This is a genomic window from Robiginitalea insularis, assembly GCF_052497835.1.
Window position 1 is genome coordinate 2,786,911 of record NZ_CP199296.1, and the last position, 17,767, is coordinate 2,804,677.

13 protein-coding genes are annotated in these 17,767 nt (G+C 43.8%); 8 read left to right on the forward strand and 5 right to left on the reverse strand.

Annotated elements, in window-relative coordinates; all coding sequences use genetic code 11:
• Positions 1 to 51 precede the first annotated feature (51 nt).
• Positions 52 to 1,083 carry an NAD-dependent epimerase gene (locus tag ACT6NV_RS12660; protein ID WP_445384810.1) on the reverse strand — a complete coding sequence of 344 codons (1,032 nt, stop codon included), beginning with the start codon at positions 1,081 to 1,083 and terminating at the stop codon, positions 52 to 54.
• On the reverse strand, positions 1,084 to 2,478 hold the full coding sequence (locus tag ACT6NV_RS12665) for a nucleotide sugar dehydrogenase (RefSeq protein WP_445384811.1): 1,395 nt from the start codon (positions 2,476 to 2,478) through the stop codon (positions 1,084 to 1,086).
• A gap of 468 nt (positions 2,479 to 2,946) precedes the next feature.
• Between ACT6NV_RS12665 and ACT6NV_RS12670 the strand changes: the two genes are divergently transcribed.
• Genes ACT6NV_RS12670 through ACT6NV_RS12685 form a run of 4 tightly spaced genes read left to right on the forward strand, consistent with a single transcriptional unit; the run spans position 2,947 to position 9,187 of the window.
• Entirely contained in the window at positions 2,947 to 4,035 is a 1,089-nt protein-coding gene (locus tag ACT6NV_RS12670; protein ID WP_445386699.1) for a DegT/DnrJ/EryC1/StrS family aminotransferase, read from the forward strand.
• A complete protein-coding gene (locus ACT6NV_RS12675) occupies positions 4,032 to 5,984 on the forward strand; it encodes an SDR family NAD(P)-dependent oxidoreductase (RefSeq protein ID WP_445384812.1) in 1,953 nt (650 codons plus the stop codon). The genes ACT6NV_RS12670 and ACT6NV_RS12675 overlap by 4 nt, the downstream gene beginning before the upstream one ends.
• A gap of 14 nt (positions 5,985 to 5,998) precedes the next feature.
• Positions 5,999 to 6,781 carry a polysaccharide biosynthesis/export family protein gene (locus ACT6NV_RS12680; protein WP_445384813.1) on the forward strand — a complete coding sequence of 261 codons (783 nt, stop codon included), beginning with the start codon at positions 5,999 to 6,001 and terminating at the stop codon, positions 6,779 to 6,781.
• 21 nt (positions 6,782 to 6,802) lie between these two features.
• Positions 6,803 to 9,187 (forward strand): GumC family protein, encoded by a 2,385-nt coding sequence (locus ACT6NV_RS12685; protein WP_445384814.1) that lies wholly within the window; start codon positions 6,803 to 6,805, stop codon positions 9,185 to 9,187.
• Between the two features lie 12 nt (positions 9,188 to 9,199).
• Here the strand turns inward: ACT6NV_RS12685 and ACT6NV_RS12690 are convergent, their stop codons facing one another.
• The gene (locus ACT6NV_RS12690) at positions 9,200 to 9,940 is read right to left on the reverse strand and encodes a tyrosine-protein phosphatase (RefSeq protein ID WP_445384815.1); all 741 of its coding nucleotides are present in this window, start codon (positions 9,938 to 9,940) and stop codon (positions 9,200 to 9,202) included.
• 127 nt (positions 9,941 to 10,067) lie between these two features.
• A complete protein-coding gene (gene ppdK / locus ACT6NV_RS12695) occupies positions 10,068 to 12,800 on the reverse strand; it encodes a pyruvate, phosphate dikinase (protein ID WP_445384816.1) in 2,733 nt (910 codons plus the stop codon).
• 354 nt (positions 12,801 to 13,154) lie between these two features.
• Between ppdK and ACT6NV_RS12700 the strand changes: the two genes are divergently transcribed.
• The 3 genes from ACT6NV_RS12700 to ACT6NV_RS12710 all read left to right on the forward strand — a co-directional run bounded on the left by ACT6NV_RS12700 (position 13,155) and on the right by ACT6NV_RS12710 (position 15,754).
• Positions 13,155 to 13,757 (forward strand): YceI family protein, encoded by a 603-nt coding sequence (locus ACT6NV_RS12700; RefSeq protein WP_445384817.1) that lies wholly within the window; start codon positions 13,155 to 13,157, stop codon positions 13,755 to 13,757.
• A 29-nt stretch (positions 13,758 to 13,786) separates the two neighbouring features.
• Positions 13,787 to 15,064: a hypothetical protein gene (locus ACT6NV_RS12705; RefSeq protein WP_445384818.1), complete on the forward strand. Its 1,278-nt coding sequence runs from the start codon at positions 13,787 to 13,789 to the stop codon at positions 15,062 to 15,064.
• 78 nt (positions 15,065 to 15,142) lie between these two features.
• Positions 15,143 to 15,754: a hypothetical protein gene (locus ACT6NV_RS12710; protein ID WP_445384819.1), complete on the forward strand. Its 612-nt coding sequence runs from the start codon at positions 15,143 to 15,145 to the stop codon at positions 15,752 to 15,754.
• 101 nt (positions 15,755 to 15,855) lie between these two features.
• Here the strand turns inward: ACT6NV_RS12710 and ACT6NV_RS12715 are convergent, their stop codons facing one another.
• Positions 15,856 to 16,608, reverse strand: a complete 753-nt coding sequence (locus tag ACT6NV_RS12715; protein ID WP_445384820.1) for a hypothetical protein — start codon at positions 16,606 to 16,608, stop codon at positions 15,856 to 15,858.
• Between the two features lie 239 nt (positions 16,609 to 16,847).
• Between ACT6NV_RS12715 and ACT6NV_RS12720 the strand changes: the two genes are divergently transcribed.
• Entirely contained in the window at positions 16,848 to 17,756 is a 909-nt protein-coding gene (locus ACT6NV_RS12720; RefSeq protein WP_445384821.1) for a helix-turn-helix transcriptional regulator, read from the forward strand.
• Positions 17,757 to 17,767 lie beyond the last annotated feature (11 nt).

A 17,767-nucleotide genomic window follows, 5' to 3' on the forward strand; every position in this document is an offset into this window, starting at 1 on the left:
TTTTTATTTCAACTAACCCCTATCCTCGTTGAAAGGAAAATTTTCTCGCTATCACACTTTATAATAATCTCTAAACCACAAGACAAATTCTCTTACACCTTCTGAAACCGGTGTATTGGGTTCGTACCCGTAATCCGAAATCAGCCCATCCACTTTGGCCCAGGTTCGGGCCACATCCCCGGGTTGCATAGGTAATAGCTGTTTTTCGGCTTCTAAGCCCAGTTCCGCTTCAATGGTCGCTATAAAGTCGGTTAATTTTACGGATTGGTTATTACCAATATTGTATAGTTTATAAAGACTTTCATCAGCTTCCCTGCGTTGTTCAACGGGCTTATTTACAATTCGCTCCACCCCTCCAATGATATCATCAATGTAGGTAAAGTCACGCTCCATTACGCCTTTATTGAAAACCTTGATAGGTTCTCCTTTTAAGATGGCATCCGTAAACAGAAACATTGCCATGTCCGGGCGTCCCCAGGGGCCGTAAACCGTAAAAAACCGTAGTCCTGTTGTAGGTAAGCCATACAAATGGCTGTAGGTATAGGCCATCAGCTCATTACTTTTTTTGGTTGCTGCGTACAGGCTGATAGGATGGTCTACATTATCGGTGGTTTCAAAGGGGATTTTTTTATTCAACCCGTAGACACTGGAACTACTGGCGTAAATGAGATGCTTACAACCGTAATGCCGGCAACACTCTAAAAGGTTTAAAAATCCAACGATATTACTGTCAATATAGGATTCCGGATTCTCCAGACTGTAACGGACCCCGGCCTGTGCAGCCAGGTTGCAAACCACATCAAAGGAATGTTCGGAAAACAACTTTGGAAGTTCCGTGCGGTCTTCCAGGTTCATTCGTATAAACTGGAATTGAGCCCCGAAGCGGTCACTGGGCGCAAGCGTATTAAAAGCAGTCGCAGCCTCCTGTTCTATTCCAAGTTCTTTTAAGCGGTCAAACTTCAGCTGTGGAGTATAGTAATCATTTATGTTGTCCAGGCCTATCACCTCATGGCCTTGCTCAATTAGTTTTTTGCTCAGGTGATAGCCGATAAATCCGGCCGCTCCGGTAACTAATATCTTCATTTATTCACCAATTGTATAATTCTTGAATCCTATTTCTGTTAGTTCCTTTGTATCCAGGATGCGTCTCCCGTCAAATACAAAGGAAGGTTTTAACATGCGGGTATAGATTTCTTTCCAGTTCAGGGATCTGAATTCGTCCCATTCAGTTAGAACGGCTACTGCATGCGCTTTCTCGATTGCGTCCAAAGGGGAGTGTACAACAGTAAGTAAACGTCTGTTTTCTTCCGGGCTACGGGTTCCCAGTGCGTCCAGGTCTTCATATATCCTATTCTGGCTTACCTGTGGGTCATAGACAGTGAGTTCGGCCCGTTCATCCAGTAGAGCATCAGCCACATAAATGGCAGCCGATTCGCGGGTATCATTGGTGTCTTTTTTAAAAGCCCATCCATAAATGGCAATTTTTTTACCGGAAACCGTATTGTAGAGTGTTGAAATGATTTTATCGGCAAAGCGCCTTTTCTGATAGTCATTCAGGACGATCACCTGCTCCCAGTAATCGGCCACCTCCTGCAATCCGAAACTCTTGGCAATATAAACGAGATTCAGAATGTCTTTCTGAAAACAGGAACCGCCAAACCCTACAGAAGCCCGCAGGAATTTGGGACCAATCCTACTGTCAAAACCGATGGCATTGGCCACTTCATCAATATTGGCATCCGTTTTTTCACATAAAGCGGAAATAGAATTAATAGAAGAAATACGCTGGGCCAAAAAGGCGTTGGCAACCAGTTTGGATAGTTCGGAAGACCAGAGATTGGTTTGTAAAATCCGTTCTTCAGGCACCCAATTCGCATAGATTGCCGAAAGCGCATTCTTTGCTTTTTTTCCGGAGGGGGTATCTGCTCCTCCGATTAAAACCCTGTCCGGGTCCATCAGGTCCGAAATAGCAGTTCCTTCGGCCAGAAATTCAGGATTGGATAGGATATCAAACTGTACTCCTTTGCCTGTATTTTCTAGGATATTTTTTATGGCCTGGGCTGTGCGTACCGGAAGTGTAGATTTTTCCACCACAATCTTATCGCTAGTCGCAACATCGCCTATCGTCCGGGCACATAATTCTACATACTTCAAATCGGCTGCCTGTCCCTTGCCTTTTCCATACGTTTTGGTTGGCGTATTTACGGAGATAAAAATCATTTCAGCCGCTTGGATGCCTGCCTCAATATTGGTGGAAAAGAATAAATTCCGGCCACGGGCTTCTGCTACTACTTCTTTAAGGCCGGGTTCATAAATAGGGAGTTTGTCCAGATCGTCCTCATTCCAGGCCTTAATGCGCTGTGGATTGATATCTACTACTAAAACCTTTATGTGTGGACACTTTTGGGCAATTACGGCCATTGTTGGTCCTCCCACATAACCGGCACCTATACAACAGATTGTTTTGATTTCACTCATTGATTTGGGAAAAGTCTGTTTCCTTAGAAATTAGATTATTCTTTAAATTTCCCACAAAGATGAGTATTTAAGTAAAAACCTTCCTTCTTTACTAGTTTATATTCCCAATTAATTGATGAATGGGTTTTACAAGGGGTAGAATACATTCCTTACCAAATTATTAAGAACAGGTTTAAAAGACCATTAATTTCCTACATTTTTTGTATCTTTTTAATTCGCAATTTAAAGCCTTTGTAAGATCCCAGCGCATAAATAATAAGCCTGAAACGGGCGTTATTTTAACACATAAGAAATGCACACTCATCGAATTTTTTGGACTGTGGGCGAATTAACCTTTTAGAAACGGGAATGTCGCTGATTATGATGTAGATTTGATATTCCTTAAATCAACTTTAATTAGTGAACTTAAAATAACCTAACCCATTGAAAACCAAAATACAGGAAAAAGTATGGCTCTCTTCTCCCCATATGGGTGGAACAGAGCTCAACTATGTTCACGAGGCCTTTGATACCAACTGGATAGCCCCGTTAGGGCCTAATGTCACCGATTTTGAAAAGTCTTTGGAGTCCTTTATAGGCCAGAACGTCCATGTTGCCGGTTTGAGTTCTGGTACGGCGGCCATTCACCTGGCCCTGGATCTGTTGGATGTTGGCCACGGGGACCTGGTCATCTGCCAGAGTTTTACGTTTTCGGCCTCAGCCAATCCCATTTTATACCGGGGGGCGACCCCTGTTTTTGTGGATAGTGAAAGGGATACCTGGAATATTTCCCCTGCATTACTGAATCAGGCTATCGAGGATTGTATTGCAAAAGGAAAGAAACCAAAAGCCATAGTTTCCGTGCATCTGTACGGAGTACCCTATAAGGTTGATGAAATACAAGCCATTTCGGAGAAATACGACATCCCTATCATTGAAGACAGCGCCGAAGCCCTCGGCAGTACATATAAAAATATCCCCTGCAGTAGCTTTGGTACCATAGGGATCTTATCTTTTAACGGGAACAAGATCATCACCACTTCGGGGGGAGGGGCTCTGGTCACCAAATCCAAAGCATTAAAGGAAAGAGCTATTTACCTTTCTACCCAGGCTCGGGATGCCGCCCCCCACTACCAGCATTCCGTGGTGGGCTATAACTACCGGTTGAGTAATGTATTGGCCGGGATCGGGCGCGGGCAGATGGAGGTGTTGCCAGACCGCGTCGCTCAGCGACGTAGCAACTTTGCATTTTATAAAAGGGAATTAGCTGGCTTTGATCAGCTGGAATTTTTGGAAGAACCACAGCACAGTTTTTCAAACCGATGGCTCAGCACCGTTTTGACTCCTAGTTTTGAAATTCGGGAGAAATTAAGACTGGCCCTGGAAGATGAAAATATCGAATCCCGTCCCCTCTGGAAGCCCCTGCATTTGCAGCCGGTTTTTGAAAATTCGTTGAAATACACAGATGGCACCTCTGAAGAATTGTTTGAGCGCGGGCTCTGCCTGCCCAGCGGCTCCAATTTATCAGAGGAAGATTTATGGAGAACAATCCGTATAATTAAAGACAGTCTATCATGATACAAAATTACCTATCTCATTCGGTTGCACGCTTTGCCTCCAAGTGGCTGGTATTGGCAATTGATCTGGTCATTGTAGGGGTGGCTTTTGTAATTTCCTATTTGATTCGGTTTAATTTCACCCTTGATTTTGACAAAGAGCATTTATTGATACAGTTACCTATTTTGATAGGGATTTCCCTGATTGCTTTTTTAATTACCGGATCTTACAAAGGGGTTGTACGACATACTGGGGTAAGGGATGTCTACAACATTTTCAATGCTATCTGTCTTTCCAGCATCCTGACCATTGTGGTTTCCATGGCCCTGACCTATCAGCTTGTTCAAACAGAATTACGGTTTCCACTATCCATAATTGTTATCAACAGCCTGGTGGCGTTTCTGGGACTCACGGCTTCCCGTTATGTGTTTAAAACGGTTTATTACAACCTGATTCAGGGGGAGTACAGAAGTCAGAAAAATGTACTGATTTATGGAGCAGGGGAATCTGGTATTCTTACCCAAAATGCCCTAACCGGGCATACCCGTACAAATGTTCGGGTAGTCGGTTATGTAGACGAGGACACGAAAAAAATAGGGAAACTGATTAACGGTGTTGAGGTATATGGTAAGGACTGTCTAAACCTGGATTTTATACAAAAAAAACATGTGGAGGAGGTCATTTTCTCCGTTCAGAATATTGATCAGAAGAAACTGAGAATGCTCGTAGAGGAGTTGGTGGAATTACCCGTTAAGATCAAAATTGTACCTCCTGTTGAAGATTGGATCAACGGGGAGTTAAAGCTCTCACAGATCAAGCAGGTTCAAATTGAAGACCTGCTTAACCGGGCTCCCATCACCATTAAAAAATCCCGTATTTCAGGGGAACTGGACAACAAAACGGTTATCGTAACCGGAGGCGCGGGTTCCATAGGAAGTGAACTGGTCCGCCAGATCTGTAATTACAATTACAAGGCGCTTATCATCATCGACCAGGCCGAATCCGCCCTCTATGATCTGCAGCAGGAATTAAAGCAAAACGGTTTCCATAATTTTGTGCCTATTGTGGCCGACATACGGGATAAGACACGCTTAAACCTGCTCTTCCAGGAATACAGGCCCAATATCCTCTTTCATGCTGCTGCCTATAAGCATGTCCCGCTAATGGAATACAATGCCTATGAAGCCATCAAGATCAATATTGCGGGAACTAAAGTAGTAGCGGACCTGGCTACACAATATCAACTGGAGAAATTTGTATTTGTTTCTACGGATAAGGCGGTAAACCCCACCAATGTGATGGGAGCCTCCAAGCGGATTGCTGAAATGTATATCAGTTGCAAGCAACAGGAAGGCATTACAAAATTTATTACAACCCGTTTTGGGAATGTCTTGGGATCTAATGGATCAGTAATCCCGCTATTTAAAAAGCAAATAGAAAAAGGCGGCCCGCTTACGGTTACCCATAAGGACATTACCCGGTTCTTTATGACTATCCCGGAAGCTTCTCAGCTGGTTTTAGAAGCAGGGGCCATGGGCGAAGGAGGAGAAATCTTTATTTTTGATATGGGAGAATCCGTCAAGATCTTTGAATTGGCCAAAAATATGATCAAATTATCCGGCCTGAAGTATCCCGAGGATATAGATATTAAAATTACCGGACTGCGTCCTGGGGAGAAACTCTATGAGGAATTACTTGCCAATGGGGAAAACACACTGCCTACCTATCATAAGAAGATTATGATTAGCAAGGTACGTGAGTTGAATTATACTGAGATCAGAGGGCGTATTGAGGAACTATGTATCAACAACATGTTTTTCTCAGGAAATCCGGTATCTCTGATGAAGGAAATTGTCCCAGAGTACGTTTCCAATAATTCGGATCTGTGTGAGCTTGATAAGAAAATACCATCTGAGATGAATGCAGAACCTACTATACAAGTTAAAAAAGGGAGTATTCATCAGAATTAGCGCAAAACATTAAAATGAAAAAGAAAAAAATGAAATTAAAAAACATAATTGCCGGGCTGTTTGGGTTTGCCCTCGCAATACTGGTTGGTTCCTGTGGTTCCAAAAAGGACGTGGTGTATTTTCAGGATATCGGAAATTACGAAACTATCGTTTCAGACAATACCTTTGAACCGGTCTTTAAGGTTGATGATGTGATTAGTATTTATATCTCTACCCTGAACCCTGAAGCCAGTGTACCTTTTAATCTGACCATTGGGGTTGCGGGAAGTGAAGGCGCACAATCCTTGAACGTGGATTATCTTGTTGATAAGAATGGGGAAATCGATTTCCCGGTGATTGGTAAAATTAAAGTTGTTGGCTTATCTCCTGAACAATTAAGAATTAGGCTAAGGGAGGAATTATCTGATTATTTAAAAGACCCCATTATTAATATCCGATTAAGGAATTTTACTGTTACGCTCCTAGGACAGGTTATGAGGCCTGGGACATATCCCATAAATGGGGAAAAGATCACCATTTTGGAGGCCTTGGGACTCGCCGGGGATATGACCATTAAAGGGGTTCGAAACAATGTTTTGGTTATCAGGGAGTTTGAGGGCACAAAGATCTACCACCGCATCGATCTAACCAGTAAAGAGCTTATTAATTCCCCCGCCTTTTATTTGACTCAGAATGATGTGGTCTACGTGGAACCCAATAATTCGGCAGTTGCATCTTCTACTTTAGATAGTCGAACCACAATAGCAATCTCTTTAATTTCTTTACTTATTACCAGTACCCTGATTCTTACCAGATAAATATTTCAATTTCGTTCCTTTATGCAAAATGATGCTCACGGCCTTTCATCTGATTCACTTGATATTAAAGAAACTATACAAGGGTATACGAAAAACTGGTTATGGTTTTTATTTTCAGTTGTCCTTTTTCTTTTGATTGGTTATGTATACAACCGATATACTATTTCTGAATATGAAGCCCAGGCGCTTATTAAGATCCAACCCGAGGAGGGATCTTCCGAATTAGGGTTTTTTAAGGACCTGGATTTACTGCAGGGAAATTCCAATCCTATTCTTGATGAAATTGAAATCATTAAATCCCGTTCTAACTTAATTCAAGTGGTACGTCAATTGGAATTGAATACCCAAATTTTTGTTCAGGGAGATATCCTCGAGTCAGAACTTTACAACAATCCTCCACTAAATCTAAATTTTCTTGAGTCTGATTCTATTATTTCGATTTCATACGATTTCTTCCTTGAATTAACTTCGGAAGCTTCATTTGCTTTTAAAGATTCGGAAGGGGGAGAAAGCCAGGCATATACCTTTGGAAGCTCTATTGAAACTCCAATAGGAGAACTAATTATTACTCCAAATCCAAAAAGTATTAAAAATGCTATTGGTAAGCGATTTCATATTAAGATCAGTCCGATTACTGTGGTCGCTGATGCCTACAAAGATCGGATTATAATTGCCCCAAATGATAAAAATTCATATGTACTTGGACTGTATCTGCAAGATCGGATCCAAAAAAAGGCGAAAGATATTATTAATACCCTTATTCAGGTTTATAATGACAACGCAATTAAGATGAAAAAGGAAGTAGCCGATAGGACCTCTAATTTTATCGATGCACGTATTAAAGAAATTTCTTCCAGCCTTTCTAAAGTAGATCAATCCGCCGAAGACTTTAAAACGGACCGAGGTATTACGGACATTGCCTCCGAATCCAATATGAATTTAAATGTGGGGATGGCTAACCGGCAGGAGTTGGAAAATGCCACCTTACAGCTTAATATGGCCTCCTCCATGCTGGATATGGTACAAAACCAAGACGAATATGAAACGCTACCCTCCAACCTGGGTTTGTCAGACCAAACTGTAGCGGCTACTACGGCCAGATACAATCAAATTGTTGCACAACGCAATAGCTTGTTGGAAAGTTCTTCTGAGCGCAACCCTGTGGTGCAGGAATTGGACAAACAATTAAACTCTTTAAAAAATAGTCTTGCTTCCAGTCTGAATAATACTGCGGAAAATTTAAGCATGCAGATCAACAGCCTCAGCAAACAGCAATCGCAGATCAATTACCGGATCTATTCAGCTCCGGGTAATGAGCGGGAACTAAGGGATATTACTCGTCAACAGGTTACGACAGAGGAACTTTATTTATACCTGCTCGAAAAACGGGAAGAAGCCCAGATTGCCTTTGCCTCTGCTTCTCCGCCTTCCTCTATTATCGACTGGGCATATAGTTCTAAAAATACACCAGTATACCCAAATAAACTGATGACTTATTTTATTGCAATTTCATTGGGGTTATTGGTTCCTTTTATAGTTATCTATGCCAATGAACTTCTGGATAACAAGATCCATAATAAAGTTGGTTTGGAAAAAATTGTTGGGGATATCCCGGTTTTAGCCGAAATACCAAAGGTTAGCAAAAAAGAAAACCTTTTGGTGGGTAAAGAAGACCGTTCCGTGCTGGCAGAATCCATCCGTATTCTACAAACGAATTTGGATTATCTGCTACGATCCAAATCCAAAAAGGAGAAGCGAAATATCATTTTGGTTACTTCCAGTGTGCCGGGAGAAGGGAAGACCTTTTTGTCTTCCAATCTGTCTCTGACCCTAATAAATTCAGGAAAGAAGACACTACTGGTAGGAGCAGATATTCGTAACCCCAAATTACTTCGTTTTATCTCCAGGGAACAGGCAAAAGCGGAGAAAAAGGCGATTCAGGGTAGCGGGTTGGGACTGACTGAATATTTGTTCGACAATGATATAACCCTGGAGGAAATAACCGAGGAACTCCCGCTTAACGGTACAACCTTAAGTATGGTGTATTCGGGAAAAGTTCCTCCAAACCCGGCAGAACTACTGATGAAAGACCGCCTTAATCAGTTTTTTGAGGAGGCCTCTAAAATCTATGATTATATCATTGTTGACTCTGCCCCTCTTTTAGTAGTAGCCGATACTCAATTAATTGCCAATCATGCAGATCAAATCCTCTATGTCACTAAGGCAGGATCTACAGAGAATAAGGTGTTGTCCTTCCCCCTGAAACTATTGAAAGAAGGCAAGATCAAAAACCTCTCTTTTGTAGTGAACAATGTGGCGGCATCCAAACTGGGGTATGGGGGGAAGTACGGTTACGGATACAGTTCTTCCAAAAAGAAGGCCTGGTGGAAGTTCGGGGCCGCTTAAATTTCCTTTCTGTTAGTAAAAGGTCTCCACAGTACGGCTGATTACAGGGATCATTTTTTGAATAATTTTTTCGGGTAACTGAATTTGTTTCAGGGCCCGCAGGTGCTTCAGGTTATGTACGTCTGAGCCCACAAAATCCACGGTTTCATCCTCCAGCATATCCAATGCTTTTTTCTGGATATTCTTTCCGTAATACCCCCCAAAAGACAAGAGGTTGCATTGAAAACGGATCCCCTGTGCCCTGTAGCGTTCATAGGTCTTGGACTTGCTCGAAAAATAGGGGTAGCGTTCGGGGTGGGCCAGAATGGGCTGCATGCGCCTGCTGGCTATGTTCAGGATGGCTTCCTTAAAATTAAAGGGTTTTGACAAATAGGAGGTCTCTACCAGCATATAGGACTGTTGCAGTGGCACAAAGCCGCCCTCCACCATGATTTCAGAAAAGCGCTGGTCAATCATATGCTCAGCGGCCCGATCTACCCGGATATCCTTCATATCGCGCACCATAAGGGCTGATAACAACTCATCGTGGGCGGCCGCAATGGTTTCAGGAGTGTTGGGATACATCCCATGCATAATATGGGGGGTAGCTATAAAGCGGTTGATCCCGATCTCCCCGAAGGCCTTGATCAGGCCAATAGACTCTTCTATGTTTTTGGCCCCATCATCAATTCCCGGCAGGATGTGGTTATGTATGTCCACCAGGCCTCCCAGGTAATCTACAAGGAATCGTTTTTTCTGGAAAAATTCAATCATTTCAGGTCATCGCTCTGCCTGCAAAAGTAGGTGAAATGCCCTAGAAATAGTGCAGTATACAGCTTTAATCAATAAAAATCCCCCCAGACGACTAGTCTGAGGGGATTTCTGTAAAGCGGGCTGGTATTTACCTTGGGTCTTCCAGGGCTGCCTGTGCTGCCGCTACCCGGGCAATAGGTACCCGGAAAGGGGAGCAGCTTATATAATTCATCCCTGTTTTATGGAAAAAAGCGATGGAACTGGGTTCTCCTCCGTGTTCCCCGCAAATCCCCACTTTTAGTCCGGGATGTGCCTTTCTTCCTTTCTCGATACCTAATTGTACCAATTGTCCCACACCTTCCTGGTCCAAGACTTCAAAGGGGTCTGCCTTCAGTATACCTTTTTGCAGGTATACAGGCAGGAATTTCCCGGCATCGTCGCGCGAGTACCCAAAAGTCATCTGGGTAAGGTCATTGGTTCCGAAGGAAAAGAAATCGGCCTGCTCGGCAATGGCATCTGCCACCAGGGTTCCCCTGGGGGTTTCCATCATGGTACCGATGGAGAAAGGTATTTTCGTCTTACGTTTTTTAAATACCTCCTCTGCCGTTTTTTCAATGACATCCTTTTGTTGAACGAATTCCTCAACGGTACCCACTAAGGGGATCATGATCTCCGGATGGGTTTCAATCCCTTCCTTCTCTTTCAGGTTTAGTGCGGCCTCCAGGATGGCCCGGGCCTGCATTTCTGTGATTTCAGGATAGGTATTTCCAAGGCGGCATCCCCTGTGACCCAGCATTGGGTTGAATTCCTCCAGTTCGGCCACCTTGCTTTTAACGGCAGCCAGGGATATGTGCAGGTCTTCGGCCAGCTCTTTCTGGGTGGCCAGCTGGTGAGGTACAAATTCATGCAGGGGAGGGTCCAGCAGGCGAATGGTCACCGGATGTCCTTTCATGGCGCGGAACAGCCCTTCAAAATCAGAACGCTGCATAGGCAGGAGTTCCTTTAAGGCCTGTTTGCGGCCCTTCACGGTAGTGGCCAGGATCATTTCCCGCATCACTTTGATACGATCCACGGCAAAAAACATATGCTCTGTCCGGGCAAGGCCAATTCCGGTTGCCCCGAAATTCCGTGCAGTTTCTGCGTCCTTTGGGGTATCCGCATTGGCCCGAACCTCCAGTTGGGCGAAGGTGTCGGCCAGTTCCATCAATTCTGCAAATTCCCCGCTCAGTTCTGGTTCTTTGGTGGCCACTTTCCCCTCCAGGATATTTCCGGTAGAGCCGTTGATGGAAATCCAGTCTCCTTCATGGTATTCGTGTCCGTCCACTTTCAGGACGCGTTGCTTATAATCAATTTTCAACGCCCCGGCTCCGGAAACACAGCATTTTCCCATGCCCCGGGCAACTACCGCTGCGTGAGAGGTCATCCCGCCACGGGCGGTTACAATGCCCCGGGCGATGTTCATCCCTTCCAGGTCTTCAGGTGAGGTCTCGACCCGCACCAGGATACTGTTCTTAAATTTCCCGGCCTCATCCGCAAAGAATACGATTTGTCCGGTAGCCGCACCCGGGGAGGCAGGAAGCCCCTGGGCAATGACCTCTGCTTCTTTTAAAGCCTCCGGGTCAAAGATGGGGTGCAGTAATTCGTCCAGTTTAACCGGATCGATTCTTCTGAGGGCTGCTTTATCGTCAATCAGGCCTTCTTCCAGCAGGTCCATGGCAATTTTTACCATAGCGGCCCCGGTTCGTTTGCCGTTACGGGTCTGCAGTATCCAGAGTTTCCCCTGTTGGATAGTAAATTCCATATCCTGCATATCCTTATAATGAATCTCTAGCTTGCGCTGGTATTCGAATAACTCGTCGTAGATCTTGGGCATCAATTCTTCCAAAGAGGGGTAATTTTCTTTGCGATCTTCCTCCTCAACCAGTGCCAGTTCGGCCCAGCGCTTGGAGCCCAGCAACGTTATTTGCTGAGGGGTCCGTACCCCGGCAACTACATCTTCCCCCTGGGCGTTGATCAGGTATTCCCCATTGAATTTGTTTTCCCCGGTACCGGCATCGCGTGTAAAGCATACGCCCGTACCTGAATCGGTTCCCATATTTCCAAAAACCATGGCCTGTACATTCACGGCAGTGCCCCAGTCTTCCGGATACCCATTGATTTTACGATAATAGACGGCCCGGTCCCCGTTCCAGCTGTCAAAAACAGCCAGGATAGAACCCCAGAGCTGTTCCCAGGGGTCTGATGGGAAGGGTTTCCCACTGCGCTTCAGGACAATTTCCTTAAAGTCATAAACCAGGTCCTGCAGGTCCTGTACGGTAAATTCCGTATCCAGGTTTATGCCCCTTTTTTCCTTCAGATGGTCAATGATCTCTTCAAAGGGGTCCAGATCTTCCTTAGACTCGGGTTTGAGCCCCAGGACCACCCCGCTGTACATTTGTATAAAGCGCCTGTAAGAGTCCCAGGCAAAACGTTCATTTTTGGTTTTGGCTATCACCCCCTTGATAGACTGGTCATTCAACCCAAGGTTTAAAACCGTGTCCATCATCCCGGGCATGGATACACGTGCACCGGAACGCACTGAAAGCAGCAGGGGGTTGTCATTGTCACCAAAAACGGTTCCCATGGTTTGCTCTATCTGTTCAATGGCATTGCGCACATCGTTTTCAATGCGCTTGATGACCGCGTCTTTTCCCTCTTGGTTATATTGAGTACAAATCTCCGTGGTGATGGTAAAACCAGGGGGTACCGGAATCCCGATACGACTCATTTCCGCCAGGTTGGCCCCTTTGCCGCCCAGCAGGTTTTTCATGCTGCGGTCGCCATCGGCCTTTTTATCCCCGAAGGTATATACGCTCAGATGCTTTTCTGTAAGTGTTTTCATTGGGCTTATTATTTATTTGCTGTTAGACCTAAATCAGTTGTAAAATTACGGGCTTACCCCAGGGGATTTTATGATATTAATCATGGATTCTTAATAAGAACCTATACCTTAATATATACATCATTTACAGGCAAGAAGCAGCAGGCCTTCAGGAAATATTTTAATCGGAATTTTCCGGAGTTTATGGCTGCTCAATTATAAAAATAAAATCATAAGAGGTTAACAATCAAACTATTGTGCTTATTATGAGCGAATTGTAGAATCCGTATTCAGAATTGAAATAATAAATGATAATTATCATCTTAGTTGTAGACTTTGGTATGGAACTTTGTCCTGACAAAAACAAGTAATGACATGTTTTCAAAAGCAAATTATCAAAATAAAATAGCCCGAAATTTTCTCACAGGATTACTGCTTTTTGCACTTCCAATGATGATTGTAGCTCAGGAATTTAAACCGCTTACTCAAAAAGGAGAAGTAACCGTTACCGGAACATCAACACTCCATGATTGGGAAATAATAGCCGAGCAAACCTCAGGGATCCTGATTGTGAATACCGAAGAAGAAATCCCGGTAATTGATAAACTGGAATTCCAGGTACTGGCCGAAAGCCTGAAAAGCGGGAAAGGGGGGATGGATAACAACACCTATAACGCCCTGAATACCGAAAAATACCCGAACATCTCTTTTAAGATGCTTGAAGTAATGGACATTCAGCCTATCATATCAACGTCCAACCGGTTTAAAGTAAAGGCCTCAGCCAACCTTACAATTGCCGGAACCACTCGTAAAACAGATATTTCTTTCATCCTTTCCCTCGGCCATGAATTGAAAATAGAAGGCATAAAACCATTAAAAATGACAACATATAAGATTGAACCTCCAAAGGCACTTTTGGGTACCATTAAAACAGGAGACGCAGTTGAAGTGCATTTCAACACCGTCTGGACTAAATAGGAATACATAAATACTTAATACATAGAACCATGAAAACACTTTTTAAAAATGCATTATTGCTCAGCTTATTAATATCGGGCTTTACGGTCTTTGCGCAAAGCCGCGACCTTGACAACTACAGACTGCCAGATAAAAGAGGAATACACGTTTTTGAAGCACCAAAAGATAGCGTAACTACCTTTGATGGACTGCAAGTACGGGTAGGGGGGTCATCAACCCTTCAATTCCAGGCGGTGGACCACGAAAACTCTCACGGGGCATCCGGAGACGAACTGGAACTCATTGAGATTGGCGATAACTTTAACCTGGCCACTGCCAACCTGGACCTGGATGTAGTGCTGGCCGACGGGGTACGCATGCACCTCAGAACGTATCTGTCTTCCAGGCACCACCCGGAACCCTATGTTAAGGGAGGGTATATCCAGATAGACAAACTGGATTGGATCAGCCCGGGTTTTATGGAAAATACCATGAAGCACCTGACCGTTAAACTTGGTCATATGGAGAATAACTACGGGGATGCCCACTTCAGGCGTAGTGATAACTCTGCAACCATCTTTAACCCTTTTGTCGGAAACCTTATCATGGATTCGTTTACAACTGAGGTAGGTGGGGAAGTGTATTACCGCAATAACGGGTTTATAGGAATGCTTGGCCTTTCTAACGGTAAGCTGAACCAGGCGGTTAGCAATCCAGGAACTACTAAAGCTTCCTTCCTGGCCAAACTCGGATACGATAAACAACTCAATACGGATCTGAGGGTACGCCTTACAGGATCGCTTTACACTACAGGGGAATCCCGAAGGGTATACCTCTACAGTGCAGACCGTGCCGGTTCCCGTTACTATCTCGTTATGGAAAATACCGAAGCTTCTCCGGTAAGTAATTTCCGCAGCGGACGTTACGATCCTGGTATGCGCAACGAGATCACTTCCTTTATGATCAACCCTTTTGTGAAGTACAAAGGCCTTGAGTTCTTTGGAACCATTGAAAGCGCCAAAGGAAAGGCGACAGCCGAAACCAGCGACAGAACAGTAAACCAGTTTGCCGGGGAGCTTATCTATCGATTCGGAAATAATGAGAACTTCTATATCGGAGGCCGTTATAATACCGTAACCGGAGACGACGCTTCAGGTGCTGACATCACTATAGATCGCACGCAACTGGGTGTTGGAGCCTTCCTGACAAGGAATATTCTTGCAAAACTCGAATACGTAAACCAGCAATACGATGGTTTTGATACCACCAGCATTTTCAATGAGGGTGAATTCAAAGGGGTATTGTTCGAAGCTGTCATCAGTTTCTAGGGGAATTTTGCAGGTAGCAAACCCGGAAATCTCAAATGGATTTCCGGGTTTGATACGTAACCATTAAATTTATCAGACATGAACAGGATACAATTTCGTAGTTTCAATTTCTTTTTGCTCAGCTCCTTGCTTCTTCTGGCCACATCTTTCGATACTCCTTTCAGAGAAACACATGTTTATATCGCATCGGATAGTGAAATGGTCATATCGGGCAGCACAAATGTCAATACGTTCCATTGTCGTTACAGTGTCACGGAACTGGACAACCCTTTGAGCGTTTACTACGAAGAAGGTGCCAACCGATACACTTTCCGCAATACCCGCCTGGAACTGTCAAGTAATTGTTTTGATTGTGGGGGCAACGCCATTAACAGAGATTTCCAGGAGTTACTTAAATCCGACATATACCCTGAAGTGGTACTGGAGTTACTCTATGTAGAGAAGCCATCGGATAACTTGAATACTTATAAGGTAGGGGTGTCCGTTATGCTGGCAGGCCAATGCCGCACCTACGAAACGCTTGTGTTCTGTGATCAGACCGGCAGCCTGTGTATTGAAGGAGACCTGAATGTATGTTTCAGTGACTTCAATCTGGAGCCACCTTCCAAGGTGATGGGGCTTATAAAAGTGAACGACCAGCTAACGGTCAATCTAAAACTTAAAATCCGGCAAGCACAAAGCCAGTCCTGAGGTAATAATTCCGGTTCCCCTGATATCATATGCTAATTACAAAAAAGGCTTCCTGCAATGCGCAGGAAGCCTTTTTCACTTTAGGAAACTCTGATTATAAATTAATCATCCAGCAAATCGATAGCTGTTTTGATCCGCTCACGGATCAGTTGGGCTAAATCCCCATTGCCGTCGGCATTGTCCGGGCTGATCTCGATCGTCCCGTTTTCATTGCCGTCCACGGCTTGTGCAAGGTCAACTCCCGAGACCACGTCAAAGATCTGGGAAAGGTCAAAGTCAATGGTGATCCCATCTGTATTGTCGCGGATAACGATATCAAATTCCGGATTTTCAAAATCAACTTCCACTTCATCTTCAAAGTTATGCCAGAAAATAAAGGGCACTTCGTTGACGGTTCCCTGGATCAGAACAGATTTTCCGAAAAGGTCGCTGGTAGGGTCGTCACTTTCATCAAATTTAAATTCCAGTTCTTCAAAAGCCCCGTTAGGTACTTCTGTCGTAATAAAAGAGATCTCTCCCTGAAGCAAATCCAGTTCAAAAGGACCCTCCAGTTCTATTTCATCTTCAAAGTCATAATAGCCATCGTCATTCCAGGAATCTGAATCATCCATCATTTCATTTTCATCGTATTCGGATTCTTCGATTTCCAGTTCAAATTCCTTGAGGTTCATGCGAAAATCGGTAACCGTAACATCTGTATTTACAGATTTAGCCGTCAGGGCAGTGCCATTTTCACTGACACTTGCCTTTGCACTAATTCGCAGCAGGCCATTCCCGTCTGCCTCATCTTTGGAACAACCAACGAAAAGGGTTGCCACTGCAATCAATAAAGTGCTGATTTTTAATGTTTTCATAGTATAAGTAATGATTTTGGGTTTAAATGAACATCTATATAACAACTTAACGTCCCTAAACCCTACTTTTATTTTATAATTTCTGTAATAAGTATGTACAAGTGGCCTTTCCATAGTGTTTGTGCCTGGCCTGCAAAAAAGTTTGTTATCGGATGGAATGATTTTTATTGTCCACAAATAAAGTCTTAACTTTATAGTGCAAACCACCTTACCCCCCTTAAAATCACACAGATTTGCAAATGAATTTTCTTCGTCTTATTATACTGGCGACCTTCTTTGCTGTTAGTCCTTTAGTGTTGAGGCATGAAATTCCATACTTCCAGGATCTATCCATTTCAGACGGGTTAGCACTGCATCAGGTTGGGTGGAATTTTCAGGAAAGTTGTAAGCTATCAGGTAAACAACCAGGATCCATTACTGGGACTAACATTGAGAACCTGGAGAATAAGATTACGTGGCCCGAGGTTCCGGCTTTTGGAAGACGTCCTTTTCTAAAGAATACAGCAGGGTTCCATTCGATAGCTGCCAATACCTTTAATATGTCCGGTCCGAATACCTTGCTTTACCTCCTGATACTAGCTTTATTTATTGCGGTTGTATTTGTCACCTATCAGGGTAACCTGTGGCGAAAACGGCGTAACAAGGATGGAGTCGAAAGGAAAGCAGAAATTAAGATATTCCAAAAGTTTAAGGATAAGATCAATGCTGAAAACCTAAAACTCAGCAAGGAGGTAGGTAACAAAAACAAGGAATTAGCTGCAATGACCCTAATGCTGGTCCGGAAAAATGAATTATTAGGACGTGTAAAGAAAGAACTCAGATCCCTGCCGGGAGCTCCTGAACAAATAAAGTCTATAATACGACAGATAGACCGTGACCTCAACCAGTCTGACGACTGGGAACTCTTTAAGGAAGCTTTTAATAATGCAGACCAGAAGTTCCTCAAGAAATTAAAGAAGGCGCATCCAAATCTCACTCCCAATGATATTCGCCTGTGTGCTTATTTGCGCCTGAACCTTGCCTCCAAGGAAATCGCCCCGTTGTTCAATATTTCCGTAAGAAGCCTGGAAATAAAGCGTTACAGGCTTCGAAAAAAGATGAATCTTTCACCCGAAGACAACCTTGTGAAGTATATTCTTGATCTCTGAGGCTATTCAGG